The sequence below is a fragment of the Sphingomonas sp. genome, assembly GCF_026460985.1.
In the GTDB taxonomy this organism is placed as follows: Bacteria; Pseudomonadota; Alphaproteobacteria; order Sphingomonadales; family Sphingomonadaceae; genus Sphingomonas.
Genome location: NZ_JAPKNM010000102.1, coordinates 35,122 through 51,717, shown reverse-complemented (window position 1 = coordinate 51,717; position 16,596 = coordinate 35,122). Strand labels below are relative to the sequence as shown.

The following is a 16,596-nucleotide window of genomic DNA, read 5'->3' as shown; positions in this document are numbered from 1 at the left end:
GAGCATGGCCGTCGTCATCAACGAATTCGAAGCGGTCTCCGAGCCCGGGCAGGAGAAGAAGGCCGACAAGGGTGGCGAGGGTGCCCCGCAGAAGATCGAAGCCGCGCAGCTGCGGCCGCCGCTCCGCCGCATCGCGCAGCGCCAGGCACGGCTGAGGGCGCACTGATGCCCGCCGCCGCCTCCAACGTCACGCCGCTGCCGATGCGGCCCGCGCGCCCGACGATCGAGATCGACGGCGCGCGCGTCGACAAGCTCGAATCCGCGCTGATCACGATGGAGCTCGCCGACAGCGTCGAGGGCATGGCCCGCGCCGAACTGGTGTTCGGCAATTGGGGCGGCGGCGACACGCCGGGCTTCCAGCATTTCGACCGCAAGACGATCGAGTTCGGCAAGCCGCTCAAGGTCAAGCTCGGCGACGACCTGCTGTTCGAGGGCAAGATCAGCGCGATCACCGCGGACTTCGCCGACGGCGCGCCGCCGACCATTGGCGTGCTCGCCGAGGATCGGCTGCAGGACCTCCGGATGACGCGGCGGACGCGGACCTTCGAGCGCGCCTCGATCGTCGACGTCGCGCGGAAGGTCGCGTCGGACCACGGGCTGTCGCCCAGGATCGACGCGCAGGGCGCGAGCCAGCTCTGCATCGCGCAGGTCAACCAGAGCGATCTCGCATTGCTCCACGATCTGGCGCGGCGCGAGGACGCGTTGGTCTGGGTCGAGGGGACGAACCTCCACCTCGCCAAGCTGCGCCCCGCCGAGAAGGTCGAGTTGCGTTGGGCGGGATCGCTCCGCGAATTCCATGTCGAGGCCGATCTCGCCAGCCAGCGCACCGCGATGGTCGCGAGCGGCTGGAACGTCGGCGACAAGGCGGTGGCCAAGCACAAGGCGACCGACTCCGCGGTGTCGAGCGAGACCGGGTCGACCGATGGCGGCGCCAAGATCCTCAAGTCCGCCTTCGGCGAGCGCGTCGACACGATCGCGCATGCGCTGCCCCGCAACGATGCCGAGGCGCGCGCGGTCGCCGAGGCGAGCTTCCGCCACATGGCGCGGCGCTTTGTCACCGGAGAGGGCGTCGCCGAGACCAAGGCCACGCTCCGGGTGGGCGCGACGCTGGCGCTCACGGGCTTGGGCAAGCTGTTCGACGGCGACTATCGCGCCACCGCGGTCACCCACCGCTTCGATCAGGCCATGGGCATGCGCAGCGAGTTCCGCTGCGAGCGTGCCGGACTGGGGAGACCGTGATGCTGCTCGATCTCGAACGCGGCGAGATGCAGTTCCTCGATCGCCGGAGCGACGGCTGGGGCGGGCGCTGGTACGGCGTGGTCGTCGCCACCGTCACCGATATCGACGATCCGGACGGGCAGGGGCGCGTCAAGATCAAGCTCGATTGGGCGCCCGACGCGGGCGGCGGCGACGGCTATTCGGCCTGGGCGCGGATGGCGACCTTGTTCGCCGGCGACAATCGCGGCAGCTGGTTCATCCCCGATGTCGGCGACGAAGTGCTCGTCGCGTTCGAGCATGGCGATCCGCGACGGCCCTATGTGCTGGGCGGGCTGTGGAACGGCAAGGACAAGCCGCCCCAGTCGATGTCGAGCGGCAACAATCTCAAGGTCATCCGCAGCCGCAACGGCGTGAAGATCACGCTCGACGACAAGAGCGGTCAGGAGACGCTCAAGCTCGAGACCCCCGGTGGGCAGAAATTGACGATGAAGGACGGCCCCGGCGCCGTCACCATCGAGGATTCGAACGGCAATTCGGTCAAGCTCGAGACCTCGGGGATCACGATCACCGCGGCGGCCAAGGTGACGGTCAACGCCAGCCAGGTCGCGGTCTCCGCCGGCATGGTCAAGGTCGATGCCGGCATGTCGACCTTCTCGGGCATCGTGAAGTGCGACACGCTGATCTCGAACACGGTGATCTCGACCACCTACACCCCCGGCGCGGGGAATATCTGGTGAACGCGCTCGCGCATAAGGTGACGTGGCAGGCGCCGCGTCCGCTCTGGCGGGGGACCACCCCGTTCCAGGCGCGCCCGCAGATCCTGCGCTTCGCCAGCGACGACTTCATGGAGCAATTGCTCGCCACCCTGGCGGAGGAGCCCGCGCGCATCTCGGATCGGATCGCGCGGTACGAGACGTGGCGCGATCCGCCCTTGGCGGTCGACCTCAAGGACCCGATCGTGCGCGTGCCGCTGCCCGCGCCGATGAAGGAGGCCAAGCGCAGGCGCTTCTGGCGCTCGGCGCCCTCGGCGCCGCCGCCCGCGCCGCCGGCCAACAAGCAGCTCAAGCTCTATCAGCCGGCGCACCAGCGTTACTATCTCGTCGCGGGCACGCTCGCCTGCCAGGTCCCCGGCCTCCCCGAGCGCGCGGTCGAGGGTGGACACGAGACGGTGGGATTCGTCATCCGGCGGCTGCTGTCCGTGGCGGGAAACACCCCCTCCGATCCGGCCCAGCTGGTCGAATATGCCTATGTCCGCGAAGGCGACGAGGCGCGCTGGCAGCGCGTCGCCTCGGGCACCGATCTCGCACCGGGCGAGGAGCAATTGCCGCTCTTCCCGCTCCAGCACCGCGACGAGGAGGGCAGGCCGCGCACGATCTGGGCGGGGATGATCCCGACCGCGCGGCGCGAGGACTATCTCGGCAAGGCGGTGGTGACCACGCCGGTCTCGCTCGCTGCGGGGCAGAAGGCGTCGCTCAATCCGCCGGCGCCCGCCGCCAGGCCCAACACAACGGTCGCGCGCACCGCGCAGCTCCGCATCGAGTTCACCGAACCGTGGAAGGCGCTGGTCCGCGCCGCGATGAAGGCCGGGTCCGAGTTCTCCACCAAGGCGTCGAGTCCGAACGAGTCGGCCAGTGAGCGGCTCGATCGCGTTCGCAACTACAACTACCAGTTTCAGCACCAGTCGTGGCTGCTGCTGCTCGACCTGCGCAAATGGATCAACGCCAATCTTCCGGGCGTGAAGGCCAAGCTGGTGAATCCCTCGGCGACGGGACACACCCCCCAGGAGCAGGAGGTCTGGGATTTCCTCGAAAAGGCCAACGCCAATGCGCTGATCCCGGCGATGTCGGGCAAGACTATGGCGGTCTCGATGCGCGTGGCGCTCCAGAAGGTCGCCGCCTTCGAGGACGGGCTCGAAGCCGCGACGAAGCACTACGGCAGCGGCACCCAAAGCGATGCGGGCTGGCCCGATTTCCACTTCCCGCTCGCCGGGTTGAAGGTAGCGCCGTTCCCCGCGGGCCCAGGCTCGGTTGCCGAGCCCGACGGCCCTTACAAGGCGGTGATGGCGTCCGTCGCGCTTCCCGACGACACGCCCGATCCGATTTCGGCGGACACGCCGGTCATCCTGTCGCCGCTCGACACCACCAACCGCGACGCCGAGGAGCTGGACCGCTTCACGGCGCTGCTCGCGCGGGCGCTGCCGCTGAGCGACGAGGCGGGCGCCCAGCCGATCCCGCATGCGATGAAGCTGCGCGACGTGATGATCAAGACCGCGGGCGACCAGGGGCTGTTCGTGATCCGGATGGTCCATATGAACGCCGATTGCGGGCCGCTGCATCCGCCGACATTGTCGTCGGCGAGCGAGCGGTTCCGGCTCGCCAGCTTCTTCGATCCCGAGGCGCCGGTGCGCCCGATCACGATCACCTTGCCCGCGGACACCAGTCCGGCGGGGCTGCGCAAGCATGGGCGCGGCGCGGCGTTCGTGATGTCGGACCTGCTCTGCGGCCAGGTCCAGCGCGCCAAGGGGCTGGGGTTCATCGATCTCGTCCTCCAGGTCCTGCCCTGGCCCTTCCACAAGGACATCGACGCGGGCGGCGGCGGCAATACCGGCGGGTGCAAGGGCGGGCAGAATGTCGAGATCGGGATGATCTGTTCGCTGTCGATCCCGATCATCACCCTTTGCGCGATGATCCTGCTGATCTGCATCGTGATGCTGCTCGACTTCATCTTCCGCTGGGTGCCCTGGTTCATCGCCTGCTTCCCGCTGCCGCGTTTCAAGGGGAAGCCGTCATGAGCCCCTTCGGCAAGAGCCTCGGATTCCCCCCGCGCGTCGGTCCCGACGGCCGGATGCGCTGGTCCGAGGGCGAGACCAATGTCCGCGAGTCGATCGCGATCATCCTCAAGACCGAGGCGGGCGAGCGCATCCAGCTCGCCGATTTCGGCGCGGGGCTGGGGCGCTATCTCTTCGAGCCCAACAATCCCGCCACGCATGTCCGCATCGCCGCCTCGATCGAGGATTCGCTGCGCCGCTGGGAGCCGCGCATCGCGCTCGACGGCGTCGATGTCGTGCCCGACCCAAGTGACGCCACCGCCGCGCTCGCCACCATCGCCTATCGCCTCGTCGCGACCGGCGCGGCCGAGCGGACGAGCGTCTCGATCCCGCTGGGGAGAAGCTGATGCCGCTGCCTGCGCCCCGCATCGACGATCGCGACTATCGCGCCCTGGTCGAGGAGACGCTCGCCCGCGTACCCGTCCACACGCCCGAATGGACCAACTTCAACCCGTCCGACCCCGGCGTCACGATCGTCCAGCTCTTCGCCTTCCTCACCGAGAATTTGATCTACCGCGCCAACCAGATCCCCGAGCGCAACCGCGCCAAGTTCCTCAAGCTGCTCGGCATCCCCTTGCGCACCGCGAGCGGGGCGCGCGGGCTCGTCGCCTTCCGCAACGAGAATGGCGCGCTCGCCACCCAGACGATCCAGCGCGATTTCGAGCTGCTCGCCGGCCAGATGCCCTTCCGCACCGTCACCGGGCTCGACGTGCTGCCGGTCGAGGCGAAGCTGTTCGTCAAGCGCCCGGTGATCGACCCGACCCCGGAACTGCGCCAATATTACGAGCTGCTCTACGCCTCCTACGGCACGACGCTGCCGGCGAACCTCACCCTCTACCAGAGCGCGCCCTTCGATCCCGCCCAGGGCCCGCTCGACCTTGCCGAGACGATCGACCGCACACTGTGGATCGCCCTGGTCGCGCGCAAGGACGATCTGGCGGCGACCGACGATCCCACCAAGCTCGTCCGCGAGGCGATCGCCGGGCGGAGCCTGTCGCTCGGCCTCGCGCCCGCCGAGGATGTCGAGCAGCTCGCCATTCCCGTCGGCGGCGCCACCACCGCGCCTGCGGACCTGCTGCGCTACGACATCGCCCGCCCTGCGGCGAACGGCGAACTGCTGTTCGTGAACGGCCGGCCCGCGCCAGACTGGCGCGCGCTCAATGCCCGCGCCGATTTCGATCCCTCGCGCGAGACCGGCGTGGTCGAGATCGGCCTGCCCGATGCCGACGCGCTCAGGCTCTGGAACAATCTCGACCCGTTCGAGGCCGGCGTCGGCGAGCTGCCCCCCGCGATCGACGACAGCGCGATCGCCGAGACGCTCGTCACCTGGATCCGCGTCCGCGCCTCCTCGGCGGCCGAGGTGCGGCTGCGCTGGGCGGGGATCAACGCCGTCGGCGTCCGCCAGTTCGAGACGATCCGCGCCGAGCGCCTGCCCGACGGCGACGGCAGCCCCGACCAGGTCCGTCAGCTGGCCAAGGCGCCGGTGCTCGAGGGCAGCGTCGCGATCGTCAGTATCTCGCCCGAGGGGCAGGAGACCGAGTGGAGCGCGATCGACGACCTGCTCGCCGCCGCGCCCGAGGTCCCCGTTCCCGGCGCCACCCGGCAGCTCGCCCCGGCGACTTCGTTCCGGGTCGACCCCGAGGCCGGCATCGTCAGCTTCGGCGACGGGCTGGCGGGCAGGCGCCCCGGCGCGGGCGACCGGCTCTATGCGCGCTACGAATATAGCGAGGGGCAGGAAGGCAATGTCGGCCCCAACGCACTGAAGGTCGGCCCGCTCGCGCCGCAGGGCTATACCGGCACCAATCCGATCGCGACCTGGGGCGGCACCGATGCCGAGACGGTGCGCTCGGGCGAGAAGCAGGTCCAGCGCATGCTCCAGCATCGCGACCGGCTGGTCACCGAGGCCGATTTCCGCAGCATTGCCTGGCGCACCCCCGGCGTGTCGATCGGGCGCGTCGACGTGCTCCCGGCCTGGCATCCCGATCTCGCTCCCGGCGCGATCGGCACCGTGCCCGGCGTGGTGACCCTGCTCGTCGCGCCGCGCTACGACCCCGAATATCCCGCCGCGCCGCGTCCCGACGCGCCCTTCCTCGACGCGCTCTGCGCCTATCTCGATCCGCGCCGGCTGGTGACGACCGAGCTGGTGCTGCGCGGCCCCGTGTACAAAAGGCTCTGGGTCTCGGTCGGGATCGAGGTCGGCGGCGGCTATACCATCGCCGAGGTCGCCGACGCGGTGAAGGTGCGGCTGCGCGCCTATCTGAGTCCCTTGCCGCCCGAGGGCAGCGACTTCTCGACCACAGACGGACCGCTCTACGGCCCCGACGTGGATCCCGCGCTGCGCGGCTGGCCGCTCGGCCGCCCGGTCCATGCCCGAGCGCTGATGGCCGAGGCGGCTCGCGTGCCCGGCGTGGTCGAGGTCGCCGACATCCAGCTCGCGCTCGATACCGGCGGCAAGGTCGACGCGATCTCGATCACCGGCATCGAATTGCCCGAGCTCGCCGGCATCTCGGTGGTCGGCGGCGATCCGATCGACATCAGCCTGCTGCGCGGCGACATCGGCTCGTCGCCAGCACCGACGGGGCCGCAATTGCTCCCCGTGCCCGTCGTCGCGGAGACATGCTGATGAACGCCGACGGCCAGCGCTTCCATCTGCTGCTCGGCGAGCTCGACTGGGCACGCGGCCGCATGGACGACGCGACCACGCTCGAAATGGTCTGGGACCTCCCCATAGGCGACCAGCCCGAGACCGCGCCGGGCTGGGACGAGGAGCGCAACGAGCTGACGCTGGCGCCGCTGCGCGATCCGCTGGCGTTCACGCCGGGCGAGACGCCGCTCTCGCCCGAGATCCGCCGCGCCGCCGCCGCCGACCGCTTCGGCAACGTCTATTGGATCGGCGACGATGCCGGGCAGCTGTTCGTGCGCTCGCGCGGCGACGGCTCGGTCACGCGCTTCTGGCCCGATCCACGTGCGGAACGCCCGGTGCCCCGGCTCTTCGTGCCGCACGACGATCGCGTGCCGGTGCCGGCAAAGTATCGCGCGCTGGCGGCGACTGGCGACGGCTGGCTGATCGCCGCGAGCGACCGCGGTCTCGATAGCTTCGATCTCGTCGCCGGCGGCACGCCGCTGCACTTCGACTGGCCGGAAGAAGGGGCGCCCACCGTCACCGATCTCGAGCCGCGCTGCGACAGCGGATTGTGGCTGCTCGACGGCCCGGCGAAGCGCCTGTTCGAACTCGACGCGCGCGCCACGCTCGTGGGCGGCGGTCTGGGGCCGGAGGTGCCCGAATTGTTCCAGCCGGTTACGGGCGAGACGCGGACGCGCGCGCCGGGGATCGCCGCCGAGGGGCACGACCTGACCGCGCTCGATCCCGCGATCGATCCGATCGCGATTTCGGCGCTGCCCGGCGGCGCCGTCGCCGTGCTGTCGCGCGCACCGGCGGCGCTGTACCTCTGGACGAGCGAGGGCACGCCCCCCGCGGCGCTGCCGCTCGATTTCGTGCCGCACGACATGGTCGCGGGGCAGGTGCTGCTGCGCGGCAGCGAGAGCGTGCTGCGCGTTCTCGTCTCGGACGAGACCGGCAACCAGCTGCGCGCCTTCCGCGTCGAGCAGGAGAACGGCGCGATCGAACTTCGCGAGACCGCCGAGAGCTTCCCGTTGCGCCGTCACGGCGGCCGCGCCTTGGTCTCGGTCGAAGGCAATGCGAGCTACGACAGCGGCCCGATACCCAATTGGCCGCGCGTGGTGGAGAAGCCGCGCCAGCAGTTCCGCGGGCTCGCCAGCTTCCGCACACCCTTGTTCGACAGCGGCTCGCCGAGCGCGGTGTGGGATCGCCTGCGGCTCGATGGCTGCGTGCCGCCGGGCACGCGCATCCTGGTCGAGGCGCGGGCGAGCGACGAGGCCGATGCGCTCGGCGATTGGCTGGCCCAGCCCTCGCCGATCCTGTCGCGCTCGGGCAGCGAGCTCGCCGCGCATTCGGCGGCGGCTCTGGTCGCGACGGATCCGCTCGCCCAGCACGGCACCTTCGAACTGCTGTTCCAGCGGATCGAGGGGCGCTTCATGGAGGTGCGGCTGACGCTGTCGAGCGACGGCGATTCCAGCCCCCGCTTGCGCGCGCTGCGCGCCTCATGGCCGCGCGTCTCCTGGGCCGAGCGCTATCTCCCCGCGCTCTATCGCGAGGATCCCGAGCCCGCCGACTTCCTCGAACGCTTCCTCGCCAACATGCAGGGGACGACCAGCGTGATCGAGGCGCGGATGATCACCGCCCAGGCGTTGTTCGACACGCGCACTGCGCCGGTCGAAGCGCTCGGCTGGCTCGCCGAATGGTTCGACGTCGCGCTCGATCCCTCGTGGAGCGAGGAACGGCGGCGGCTGTTCATCGCGCACGCGATCCGCTTCTTCGGCTGGCGCGGCACGATGCGCGGGCTGGAGAGCGCGCTCGCGCTCGCCTTCGGCCAGCCGCTCGACGGTACCCTGTTCAGCGACGCGGATTGCAGCTGCGAGGGCGCGATCCGCATCGTCGAGAGCTATCGCACGCGCACGCTCGGCCGGATCGGCGCGGGCGACAGCAGCGGCGTGATCGATCCGCCGACGCACGATGCCGGCCTCACCGAGCGCGCCAACTGGATCGCCTTCCAGCAGGCGCGGGGCTCCACGGCGCCGATGACCACGCTGCCGCGCCTGTCGGTGCCCACTGCCTTCGCCGCGGCCTGGGGCGATTTCCTCAAGCTCGTCTCGCACAATCGTGCCTTGTGGCAGCGCTTCCTCGAAGGCCGCTATCGCCGCATCCTGCCGCTCAACCAGGCGCATGGCAGCAACTGGAAGCGCTTCGGGGAGGTTTCGCTCGCCGATACCGCGCTCGCGACGGTCAAGGCCCGCGCCGATTGGGAGGAGTTCGAGAAGGAACTGCTCCCGATCGATCGCACCGCGCATCGCTTCTCGGTGCTGCTGCCGGTGAGCGCCACCGACGCGACCGACGCCGAGACGCTCCGCCGGCGCGATGCGCTCGCGCGGCGGATCATCGAGCTGGAAAAGCCCGCGCACACGATCTTCGACATCCGCTTCTATTTCGCGATGAACCGCATCGGCGAGGCGCGGCTGGGCTACGACACCGCGATCGGCGCCGGAAGCCGCGCCCCCGAGCTGCTGCCGCCGGCGATCCTCGGCAAGGCCTATATCGGCGAGAGCTTCATCGGCCCCGACGGGCTTCCCCTCACTCCTGACCGCGCGCGGCTCGCATGCTGAGCCGCGCTCCCCAACCCACGCCGGAGGCAACTCATGGGCTGCTGTAACGCCACCACTGCGACCGTGCCTGCGATCGGCGCGCCCGATCCGGGCCAGCACGTCAACTTCGTCAAAGGGATGGTCCTCGGCGTCGCCGATTATGTCCAGGAGCACGCCTATCTGATCGGGCGCAGCGAATGGATGGTGCGCGACCTGATCGGCTACGGCACTGCGAGCGGGCTCGCCGTGCGCATCGAGGACGACGGCGCCAACGGGCCGCGGGTGCACATCACCGCGGGCTCGGCGGCGGCGCCCTCGGGGCGGATGATCTGCGTCGGGCGCGATCAGTGCGGCTCGCTGAACGGCTGGCTCTCCGATCCGGACAATGCCCGGCGCGTGTCGGAGCGGACTTCGGGCTCGCCGCCGGCCGGTTCGGTAACCTTGTACCTCACGCTCTGCTACCGCGACTGCGCGATCGCGCCGGTGCCGGTGCCGGGTGAGCCGTGCCGCTCGGAAGCGGCGCTGATGCAGCCCTCGCGCATCGCCGACGATTATTGCCTCGATTTCCGGCTCGACCCGCCCGAGCAATGGGAGGCCGACGCGATCGCCTCCTTCTCCGCCTGGCTCGACGATATCGCCGACGAAGGGCCGGGATCGCCGCCGCTCGGGCCGGACGAATGGGCTGCGGCGATCCGCGATGCGCTCGATATCGTCACGGCCGATGTCGAGGATGCGTCGCCGCCGCTCTGGGAATCGCCGCCGGTGCCGCCGCTGCCGGTGGGCGTGTCGATCGACGATTACGACGCGTTCCTCAAGCTCGCTTATCGTATCTGGATCACCGAATATCGCCCGCGCGTGATGGCGCGGCGGTGCGCCGATCCGGCGGGGAGCGAGCAGGATTGCCTGCTCCTCGCCGCGCTCGAAGTGCCGCTGGTCCATGTTGGCGGCGATGCGGCGGCCGGTTGGAGCGTCGACGGCCTTGCCGAGGACGTGATCGTCGAGGAGGGCCGGCGGCCGCTGATCGCGCCGCTGCACCTCGTTCAGACCGCACTCGGCATCATGACCGACGAGGGCGAGAAATGGCTGAGCCCGCCGCCGGGACCCGCAGGCCCCGTCGGCCCGGCCGGGCCGCAGGGCGAACCCGGAAGCGACGGCGGTGTCGGCCCGATGGGCCCGCAGGGTCCGGTCGGTCCGCAAGGTCCAGTGGGGCCGGTTGGCCCTCAGGGACCGGGAGGCGAGGGTTCGGTCGGGCCGCAGGGGCCCGTCGGACCAATAGGCCCGGTCGGGCCTGCCGGGCCCCTCGGTCCCATCGGCCCAGTTGGCCCGGTAGGACCGCAAGGCATACCCGGTCCGGTCGGCCCCCAGGGGCCGAAGGGCGACCCGGGAACACCGGGAGGGAGCTTGGGCCCGTTCACGCTCCGCACGCTGCTCGCACGCGGTTCGCCCGAGGTCGAGATCGACATCAATCAGATCGGCCATGAGCGTTTCGACGTGTTCATCGCCTTCGCGCCGGCGCACGTGGTCCTGCCGCCGGCGAAGGATGTCGGCCTCGGACGCACCTATTTCTTCCGCTCGATGGCGGGAGAAGTGGATTTCAAGCTGAGCAACAACGACCAGATCGACTTCCGGTCGTCGCTGCTCATTCCCCATGGCCAGGCGCGGACGCTGATCTCCGACGGCGAGGCCATGTGGGTCCAGATCGCCGACTTCACCTCCAGCGAGGATCGCTAGCCATGGCCGGGGATTTCGTCGCGCTGCAGGAGCCGTTCGGAGAGGATGCGATCCGCACGGTCAACTTCTTCAACGGCCGCCTGCTGACGGGCAACGACATGAGCCGCGAGCAGGCGGCGCGGCGCGAAGCCGATGCGCGGATCGGGCTGGCGCTCGGCGACGGGATCGCCCGCGGGCTCGAGGTGAGCTTCAAGGGCAATATCGCGCCCGGCGGTCGCCCGGCGGCGTCGGTGCGGCCGGGAGTCGCGGTCAATCGGCGCGGCGTGACTCTGTGCCTCAAGCATCCGGTCACCCTGGCGCTCGATCGCGCGTCGGCGCCGGGGGAGGACAATGTCGCCTGCCTGTTCGGCGATTGCGCGCCCCTGGCGGACGGCGATTATGTGGCGGGGGCGGGGCTGTATCTGCTCACCATCGCGCCGGCCTTCACCAGCGAGGGGCGGGCGGCGGTGAGCGGGATGGGGGATGCCAGCCCGCGCTGCGCGCTCGACGTCACCGTGGAGGCGGTGCAGTTCCGCCTGCTCGAGATCCGCGACGAGCTCTTCGCGGCCAGTCCGGCCCAGCCCGATTTCCGCAATCGCATCGCCTATGAGGCGTTCGGGGCGGGAGTGCTTCCCGGCTGGCCCGCGGATTTGCTCGGCAGCAAGCCGCGTGTCGACGACCTGGTCGAGACGATGCGCGGGCACGGGCTGGGCGACGCCGAAGTTCCCCTCGCGCTGCTAGCGTTCGCGAGCGGGGGGCACGTCTTCACCGACAATTGGAGCGTGCGCCGCCCTGTCGCTTTGTCCGATCCCGAGAGCGTGGTGAGCACGCTCTCCGAACCCCGCCGTGCAAACATCGGACGCGCCATGTTCCGCCAATTCCAGGACGAAATCGCAGGTTTCGCAAACCTCTCCTGGACGGTGGCCAAGGACCTTTTCGCCTTCCTGCCGCCTGCGGGGCTGATCCCCGGCCTCAGCGACGCCCGCATCCCGACCTTCTTCAAGGGGCTGACGACGCGCGGACCGCTCTACATCGATGCGAGCGCAGTCGAGCCGCTGCTGCGCGAGAGCTTCGTCGCGCCGGCGATCGACACCGGCAGCGACCACGCGATCTGGCTCTATCGCATCGCCCAGACGCACATGGAGGATCACGAGGACATCCTGCTCTTCGCGAGCGGCCACCTTCCTTACAAGGGTGATGCAAGGTTCAATTTAAGCCACTGGAATTATGCGAATTATCCGCTGATTCCCTGACGGAGCGAGTCCCATGGCGAACACTTTCAACCAGTTCCAGGAAACGCAGTTCTCCGCATTGGGCCAACAGCGCCTGTCGGAGCAGGACAAGTTCCTGATCGAGGCTTTGCTCGTGGATCGGGGCATCCTGGCGGGTGCCGTGGCAGTGCCGACGCCCACACCGGCTCCGGCTCCCGCGCCGTCTCCCACACCCGCTCCGGCACCGACGCCGAGCCAGGCGGGATCCATCACGGTGAACACCTTCCTTCGCCTCGCCATGACCCCCGTGAGTCCCGGGGACCTGATCACCGCCCGCTTCGTCAACGACATGGTCGCCGCCCTGCTCGAGCTCGATCGCCGGGTGACCGAGCTGGAGGGCGGGATCGGCAAGACCACGCCGACGCCTTCGGCGACTCCCGCGCCTTCGCCCGCGTCCTCCGCTTCGCTCAGCGCCGGCAAGTCGCAGCCGATCATCGCCTCGGTTCAGGCCGTCACGGTGAAGGGCAGGGGCGTCAGCATCACCGTGACGGGCGACAATATGGGCGAGGGGCTGCTCGAGCGCGTCCTGCTCGGCCCGACCGCGATCGCGCCTTCGTCGATCAAGTTCGCGGGCGGAAGCTTCAGCTTCCTCACCACAACAGCGATCGTGACCAAGGCCGCGAACCGCCTGACCGTCGTCACGCACAATGGTGAAGACAGCGCGCCGATCACGGCGTCGAGGGCGCCGCAGTGAACCAGCCGCTGCCGGCCCTACGCGTGGAACGGGCGAAGCTCGTGAACCCGCGCCCCGGGGACCGGGAGCGGCTTACGCGTGCGCTGGGGCAGGTAACCCCTGCCTCGACCGGCGTCCCCGCGAACGCGTTGCTGCTGGTCCGGCGCTTACGCGTGGATCGCCCGCTTGCCGCCGGCATCGAGGGGTTCGGCGGCGAACTGGTGGACCGGATCCGAGCGGCGAGGGTCAGCGCCCGCCGCGGCGCGCTGGGCGCGGGGGACAGCGTCTATTTCGAGGATTCGCACGCGCTGGAAGCCGCGATCGTTGGTGCCTGGCTGGTTGGCGAGCGGCTGCCCGATGTCGTGCGGCGATCGATCGCCGACAGCGAGACGCCGTTGCTGCGCTGGCGGCGGCGGTGGCTCGCAGACGTCCGTAACCTGCCCGCATTGGTCGCGACATTGGTCGCCACGGGCACGGCCGCGCCCTGGCTCGCGCGGTTCGAGGAAGGCGAACTGGCCGCCGCGACCGAGCACCTGATCCGCGCGCATGGCGGGGATGCGGGATGGGGCAGGGCGGTCGAGGCGCGCGATCCCGCGCGCTCACCTGCCGCAGGGGATCCGGCCGAGGCACCCCCCTCGGTGACGAGTCGCCCGACGGCGATCGTCGAGGCGATGGCGATTGCCCGCGCATCTACGCCGCAGGTCGCGGTGCGAAGACTGATCGCAGTAGCCCTTCTGGCGGTGCGCCGGCCCGCCCTGGTGGCGACCCGGGCATTCAGCGAGGCGTTTGTCGAGCTGGCCACGGCTCACGCACCACGTGCCCGGCGCACGACGGATTCACCGCCACCGACCTCGCCTTCGCTCGACGGGGAAGGTGTCGCAACGGTTCCGCCCGCGGGTCGAGCCTCGACCGACGAACCCCTGCGCGAAGCGCCCGGCCATGCGCGGTCGGCCCGCAACCCTGCCGCCGGCTCCTTTGCCGCGGCATTCACGCAAGCCGCTCGCCCGCCTCTGATGAACACGCGGTCTTCGCCGGAGGGCGCGCCGGAGACTGTCGTCCGCCCGACTATTGCGAGCGACTATGCGGGCCTCTTCTTCCTGCTCAACATATTCCTCTCGCTCGGCCTCTACGGCGACTTCACCGATCCGGCCCGCCGTCTGCGCGGCCTTTCCCCCTTCGAACTGCTGCTGATGCTTGGTCGACATTGGTGCGGCGCCGGTTTCGCGATGGATCCGATCGAGCCGGCGCTGCGATCGCTGGCGGGGCTCGGTCCAGGTGAGCGTGTCGGCCGCGATTTCGAGGCGCCGGTCTGGGAGACGCCGCCCGACTGGCTGACCGCATGGGAACCCGGACCGACGCGCGCGGTTCGGGGCCGTTTCGGCACGAGCCTATGGCATCGCTTTGGCTTTCCCGTCGCGGACCGCTGGCATACGGCGCGCGCGCCCGCCTGGCTGCGTCGGCGTTGGGTGGCCTGCCTGGCACGCTATGTCGCGGTGCGCCTGGCCCGCGCATTCGGCATGGAGGATCCCCGGCAGGCGGTGGCCGCGCTCATGAAACTGCCCGGCGAGGTCCGCATCGATCCGGAGCATGTGGAAGTGTCGTTCGGGCTCGACAGCCATCCGCTGGCGATCCGCCTGGCCGGGCTCGATCGCGATCCCGGCTGGATCCCCGCTGCCGGGCGCAGCGTCGAGTTTCGTTTCACATGAGGATCGCCTCGCTTCCGCGCGATCCCGCGACGCACCTGCGCCTTGCGCTGCTCGGGGCAGGCGCCGCGCTGGCCGAGCGGATCGGAGCGGCCGGCCCCGACTGGCTCGGCGAATATGCCGCCGAAGTCGCGGCGCTGGCGGGAGAGACGCTGACCGCAGAGCAATGGGGGGCGAAGGTCGAGGCCTGGGCCGCCGCTTCGTCCGGACTTCCGCTCGGACGGCTTCGGAAAATGCTCGACGATCCGCTCGCGTTCGATCTGCTGTTCACCATCGGCCTCACGGGCGAGGATGCGCGGATCGCCGCGCTGCTGGGCGAGAATGACCGGCTGACGCTCGCCACGCTCACTGCGCTCTGGCGCGAGCATCGCGGGCGCGACGATCCGGCCGCGGTACGGAGCGCGGTCAACCGGCTCCTCCAGCTCGGGCTCATCGGCGTCCACGATCCCGAGGCTCCCTATTTCAACCGAGAGCTCGCGATCGCGGGGACGGCCTGGGACGCGCTTGGCGGCGATACCATGCCACCCCCGGGGTGCCGGCTGGTGCCGGCGGCGGAGCTTGCCGCACTCGAGGATATCGTCGTCGCGCCGCCTGTCGCCGGTCGCGCTCGACTGCTCGCGGACGCGATGCGGCAGGATCCGATGCTGGTCCCCCTGCTCCGCGGTCCCTCGCGGAACGGCCGGACAACCCTTGCCGGCACGCTGGCGCGAAGCCTCGGGCGCCCGTTGCTCATCGCCCCTGCCGAGGCCGTCGAACGACCGGAAACCTGGGCACGGCTTGGGCTCTTCGCCTTCCTGCACGATGCCGTTGTGACGGTGTCGCAGCCCGTCGGTCCCGGCGAGATCCGCATGGTGCCGAGCTTCGCGTTCGAGCCGGTACGGCTGGTCGTCGTGACGGGTATGAGCGGCGGCATCCACCTGGCCGACCGGCCGCAGGTCACACTGGCGATCCCTGCTCCCGACCGTGCCGAGCGGACCTTGCATTGGCAGGCCGCGCTCCCCGATCTGTCGCCGGCCGCCGCCGCTGTCCTCGCCGATGCCTTTCGCCTGACCGGGGGAACGATCCGTCGGGCTGCGATCGGCGCCCTGTTGACCGCGCACCAGGCGGGAAGGAGCGCGATCGGCACGGGTGACGTGCGTGCGGCGCTCAGGGACCTGCAGGACAGCCGGCTCGAGACGGTGGCGGCGCGGGTCGACACGGGCGATCGTCCCGAATTCCTCGCGCTCGACGAACTGGCGCGGGACGAGCTCGACGCGCTCGCCATTCGCTGCCGCAACCGCGAGGCGCTCGGAACGCATGCCGGGCCGGGGCCGGGTGCGGCGGGGGTGCGTGCCTTGTTCGCCGGCCCCTCGGGCGCGGGCAAGACGCTTGCGGCGCGGCGGCTGGCGCACGACCTTGCACGCGACATCTGGCGCGTCGACCTGGCGGCGACGGTGAGCAAATATATCGGCGAGACCGAGAAGGCGCTCGACCGCGCCTTCGCCGCGGCGGAGGAGCTCGATACGATCCTGCTGCTCGACGAAGGCGACGCGCTGATGGCGCGGCGCACCGACGTGGGTAACGCCAATGACCGTTACGCCAATCTCGAGACCAATTTCCTCCTTCAGCGGATCGAGAGCTTCTCCGGGATCCTGATCGTCACCACCAACGCCGCCGACCGTATCGACAAGGCGTTCCAGCGGCGGATGGACGTGGTCGTGCCCTTCCACGCGCCCGACGAGCTGCGCCGCTACGAGATCCTCGCGCATCACCTCGGCGAGCATCGCGTCGCCGACGAACTGGTGCAGGAGATCGCGGTGCGCTGCGCGCTCTCGGGCGGGCAGTTGCGCAACGTGGCACTGCACGCGCGGTTGCTCGCGCTCGACGCGGGGATGCCGATCGGCGACGAGATGCTCCGGCGGGCGGTGTTCCGCGAATATCGCAAGATCGAGGCGCATTGCCCGCTCAAGCCGCTGCTTTCGGCGGTGGGCTGAG

Annotated in this window: 12 protein-coding genes; all 12 read left to right on the top strand. The window is 70.2% G+C overall.

Going from position 1 to position 16,596, the window contains the following annotated elements:
* Positions 1-4: 4 nt before the first annotated feature.
* From MT490_RS17000 to MT490_RS16945, 12 genes are read left to right on the top strand one after another with little or no spacing between them, the layout of a single operon-like run.
* Positions 5-166: a hypothetical protein gene (locus MT490_RS17000; protein WP_297390402.1), complete on the top strand. Its 162-nt coding sequence runs from the start codon at positions 5-7 to the stop codon at positions 164-166.
* Positions 166-1,239 carry a contractile injection system protein, VgrG/Pvc8 family gene (locus MT490_RS16995; protein WP_297390400.1) on the top strand — a complete coding sequence of 358 codons (1,074 nt, stop codon included), beginning with the start codon at positions 166-168 and terminating at the stop codon, positions 1,237-1,239. The genes MT490_RS17000 and MT490_RS16995 overlap by 1 nt, the downstream gene beginning before the upstream one ends.
* Positions 1,239-1,955: a phage baseplate assembly protein V gene (locus MT490_RS16990; protein WP_297390398.1), complete on the top strand. Its 717-nt coding sequence runs from the start codon at positions 1,239-1,241 to the stop codon at positions 1,953-1,955. The genes MT490_RS16995 and MT490_RS16990 overlap by 1 nt, the downstream gene beginning before the upstream one ends.
* Positions 1,952-4,009, top strand: a complete 2,058-nt coding sequence (locus tag MT490_RS16985; RefSeq protein WP_297390396.1) for a hypothetical protein — start codon at positions 1,952-1,954, stop codon at positions 4,007-4,009. The genes MT490_RS16990 and MT490_RS16985 overlap by 4 nt, the downstream gene beginning before the upstream one ends.
* Positions 4,006-4,392 carry a GPW/gp25 family protein gene (locus MT490_RS16980; protein ID WP_297390395.1) on the top strand — a complete coding sequence of 129 codons (387 nt, stop codon included), beginning with the start codon at positions 4,006-4,008 and terminating at the stop codon, positions 4,390-4,392. Before MT490_RS16985 ends, MT490_RS16980 begins: the two co-directional genes overlap by 4 nt.
* Complete coding sequence (locus MT490_RS16975; protein ID WP_297390393.1) at positions 4,392-6,668, top strand: baseplate J/gp47 family protein; 2,277 nt, start codon at positions 4,392-4,394, stop codon at positions 6,666-6,668. Before MT490_RS16980 ends, MT490_RS16975 begins: the two co-directional genes overlap by 1 nt.
* Positions 6,668-9,286: a phage tail protein gene (locus tag MT490_RS16970; protein ID WP_297390391.1), complete on the top strand. Its 2,619-nt coding sequence runs from the start codon at positions 6,668-6,670 to the stop codon at positions 9,284-9,286. Before MT490_RS16975 ends, MT490_RS16970 begins: the two co-directional genes overlap by 1 nt.
* 33 nt (positions 9,287-9,319) lie before the next feature.
* The gene (locus MT490_RS16965; RefSeq protein ID WP_297390389.1) at positions 9,320-10,996 is read left to right on the top strand and encodes a hypothetical protein; all 1,677 of its coding nucleotides are present in this window, start codon (positions 9,320-9,322) and stop codon (positions 10,994-10,996) included.
* A gap of 2 nt (positions 10,997-10,998) precedes the next feature.
* On the top strand, positions 10,999-12,228 hold the full coding sequence (locus MT490_RS16960) for a hypothetical protein (RefSeq protein ID WP_297390387.1): 1,230 nt from the start codon (positions 10,999-11,001) through the stop codon (positions 12,226-12,228).
* Positions 12,229-12,241: 13 nt separating this feature from the next.
* Positions 12,242-12,940 carry a hypothetical protein gene (locus MT490_RS16955; protein WP_297390385.1) on the top strand — a complete coding sequence of 233 codons (699 nt, stop codon included), beginning with the start codon at positions 12,242-12,244 and terminating at the stop codon, positions 12,938-12,940.
* Positions 12,937-14,625, top strand: a complete 1,689-nt coding sequence (locus MT490_RS16950; protein WP_297390383.1) for a hypothetical protein — start codon at positions 12,937-12,939, stop codon at positions 14,623-14,625. Before MT490_RS16955 ends, MT490_RS16950 begins: the two co-directional genes overlap by 4 nt.
* Complete coding sequence (locus MT490_RS16945) at positions 14,622-16,595, top strand: ATP-binding protein (RefSeq protein ID WP_297390381.1); 1,974 nt, start codon at positions 14,622-14,624, stop codon at positions 16,593-16,595. The genes MT490_RS16950 and MT490_RS16945 overlap by 4 nt, the downstream gene beginning before the upstream one ends.
* Position 16,596 lies beyond the last annotated feature (1 nt).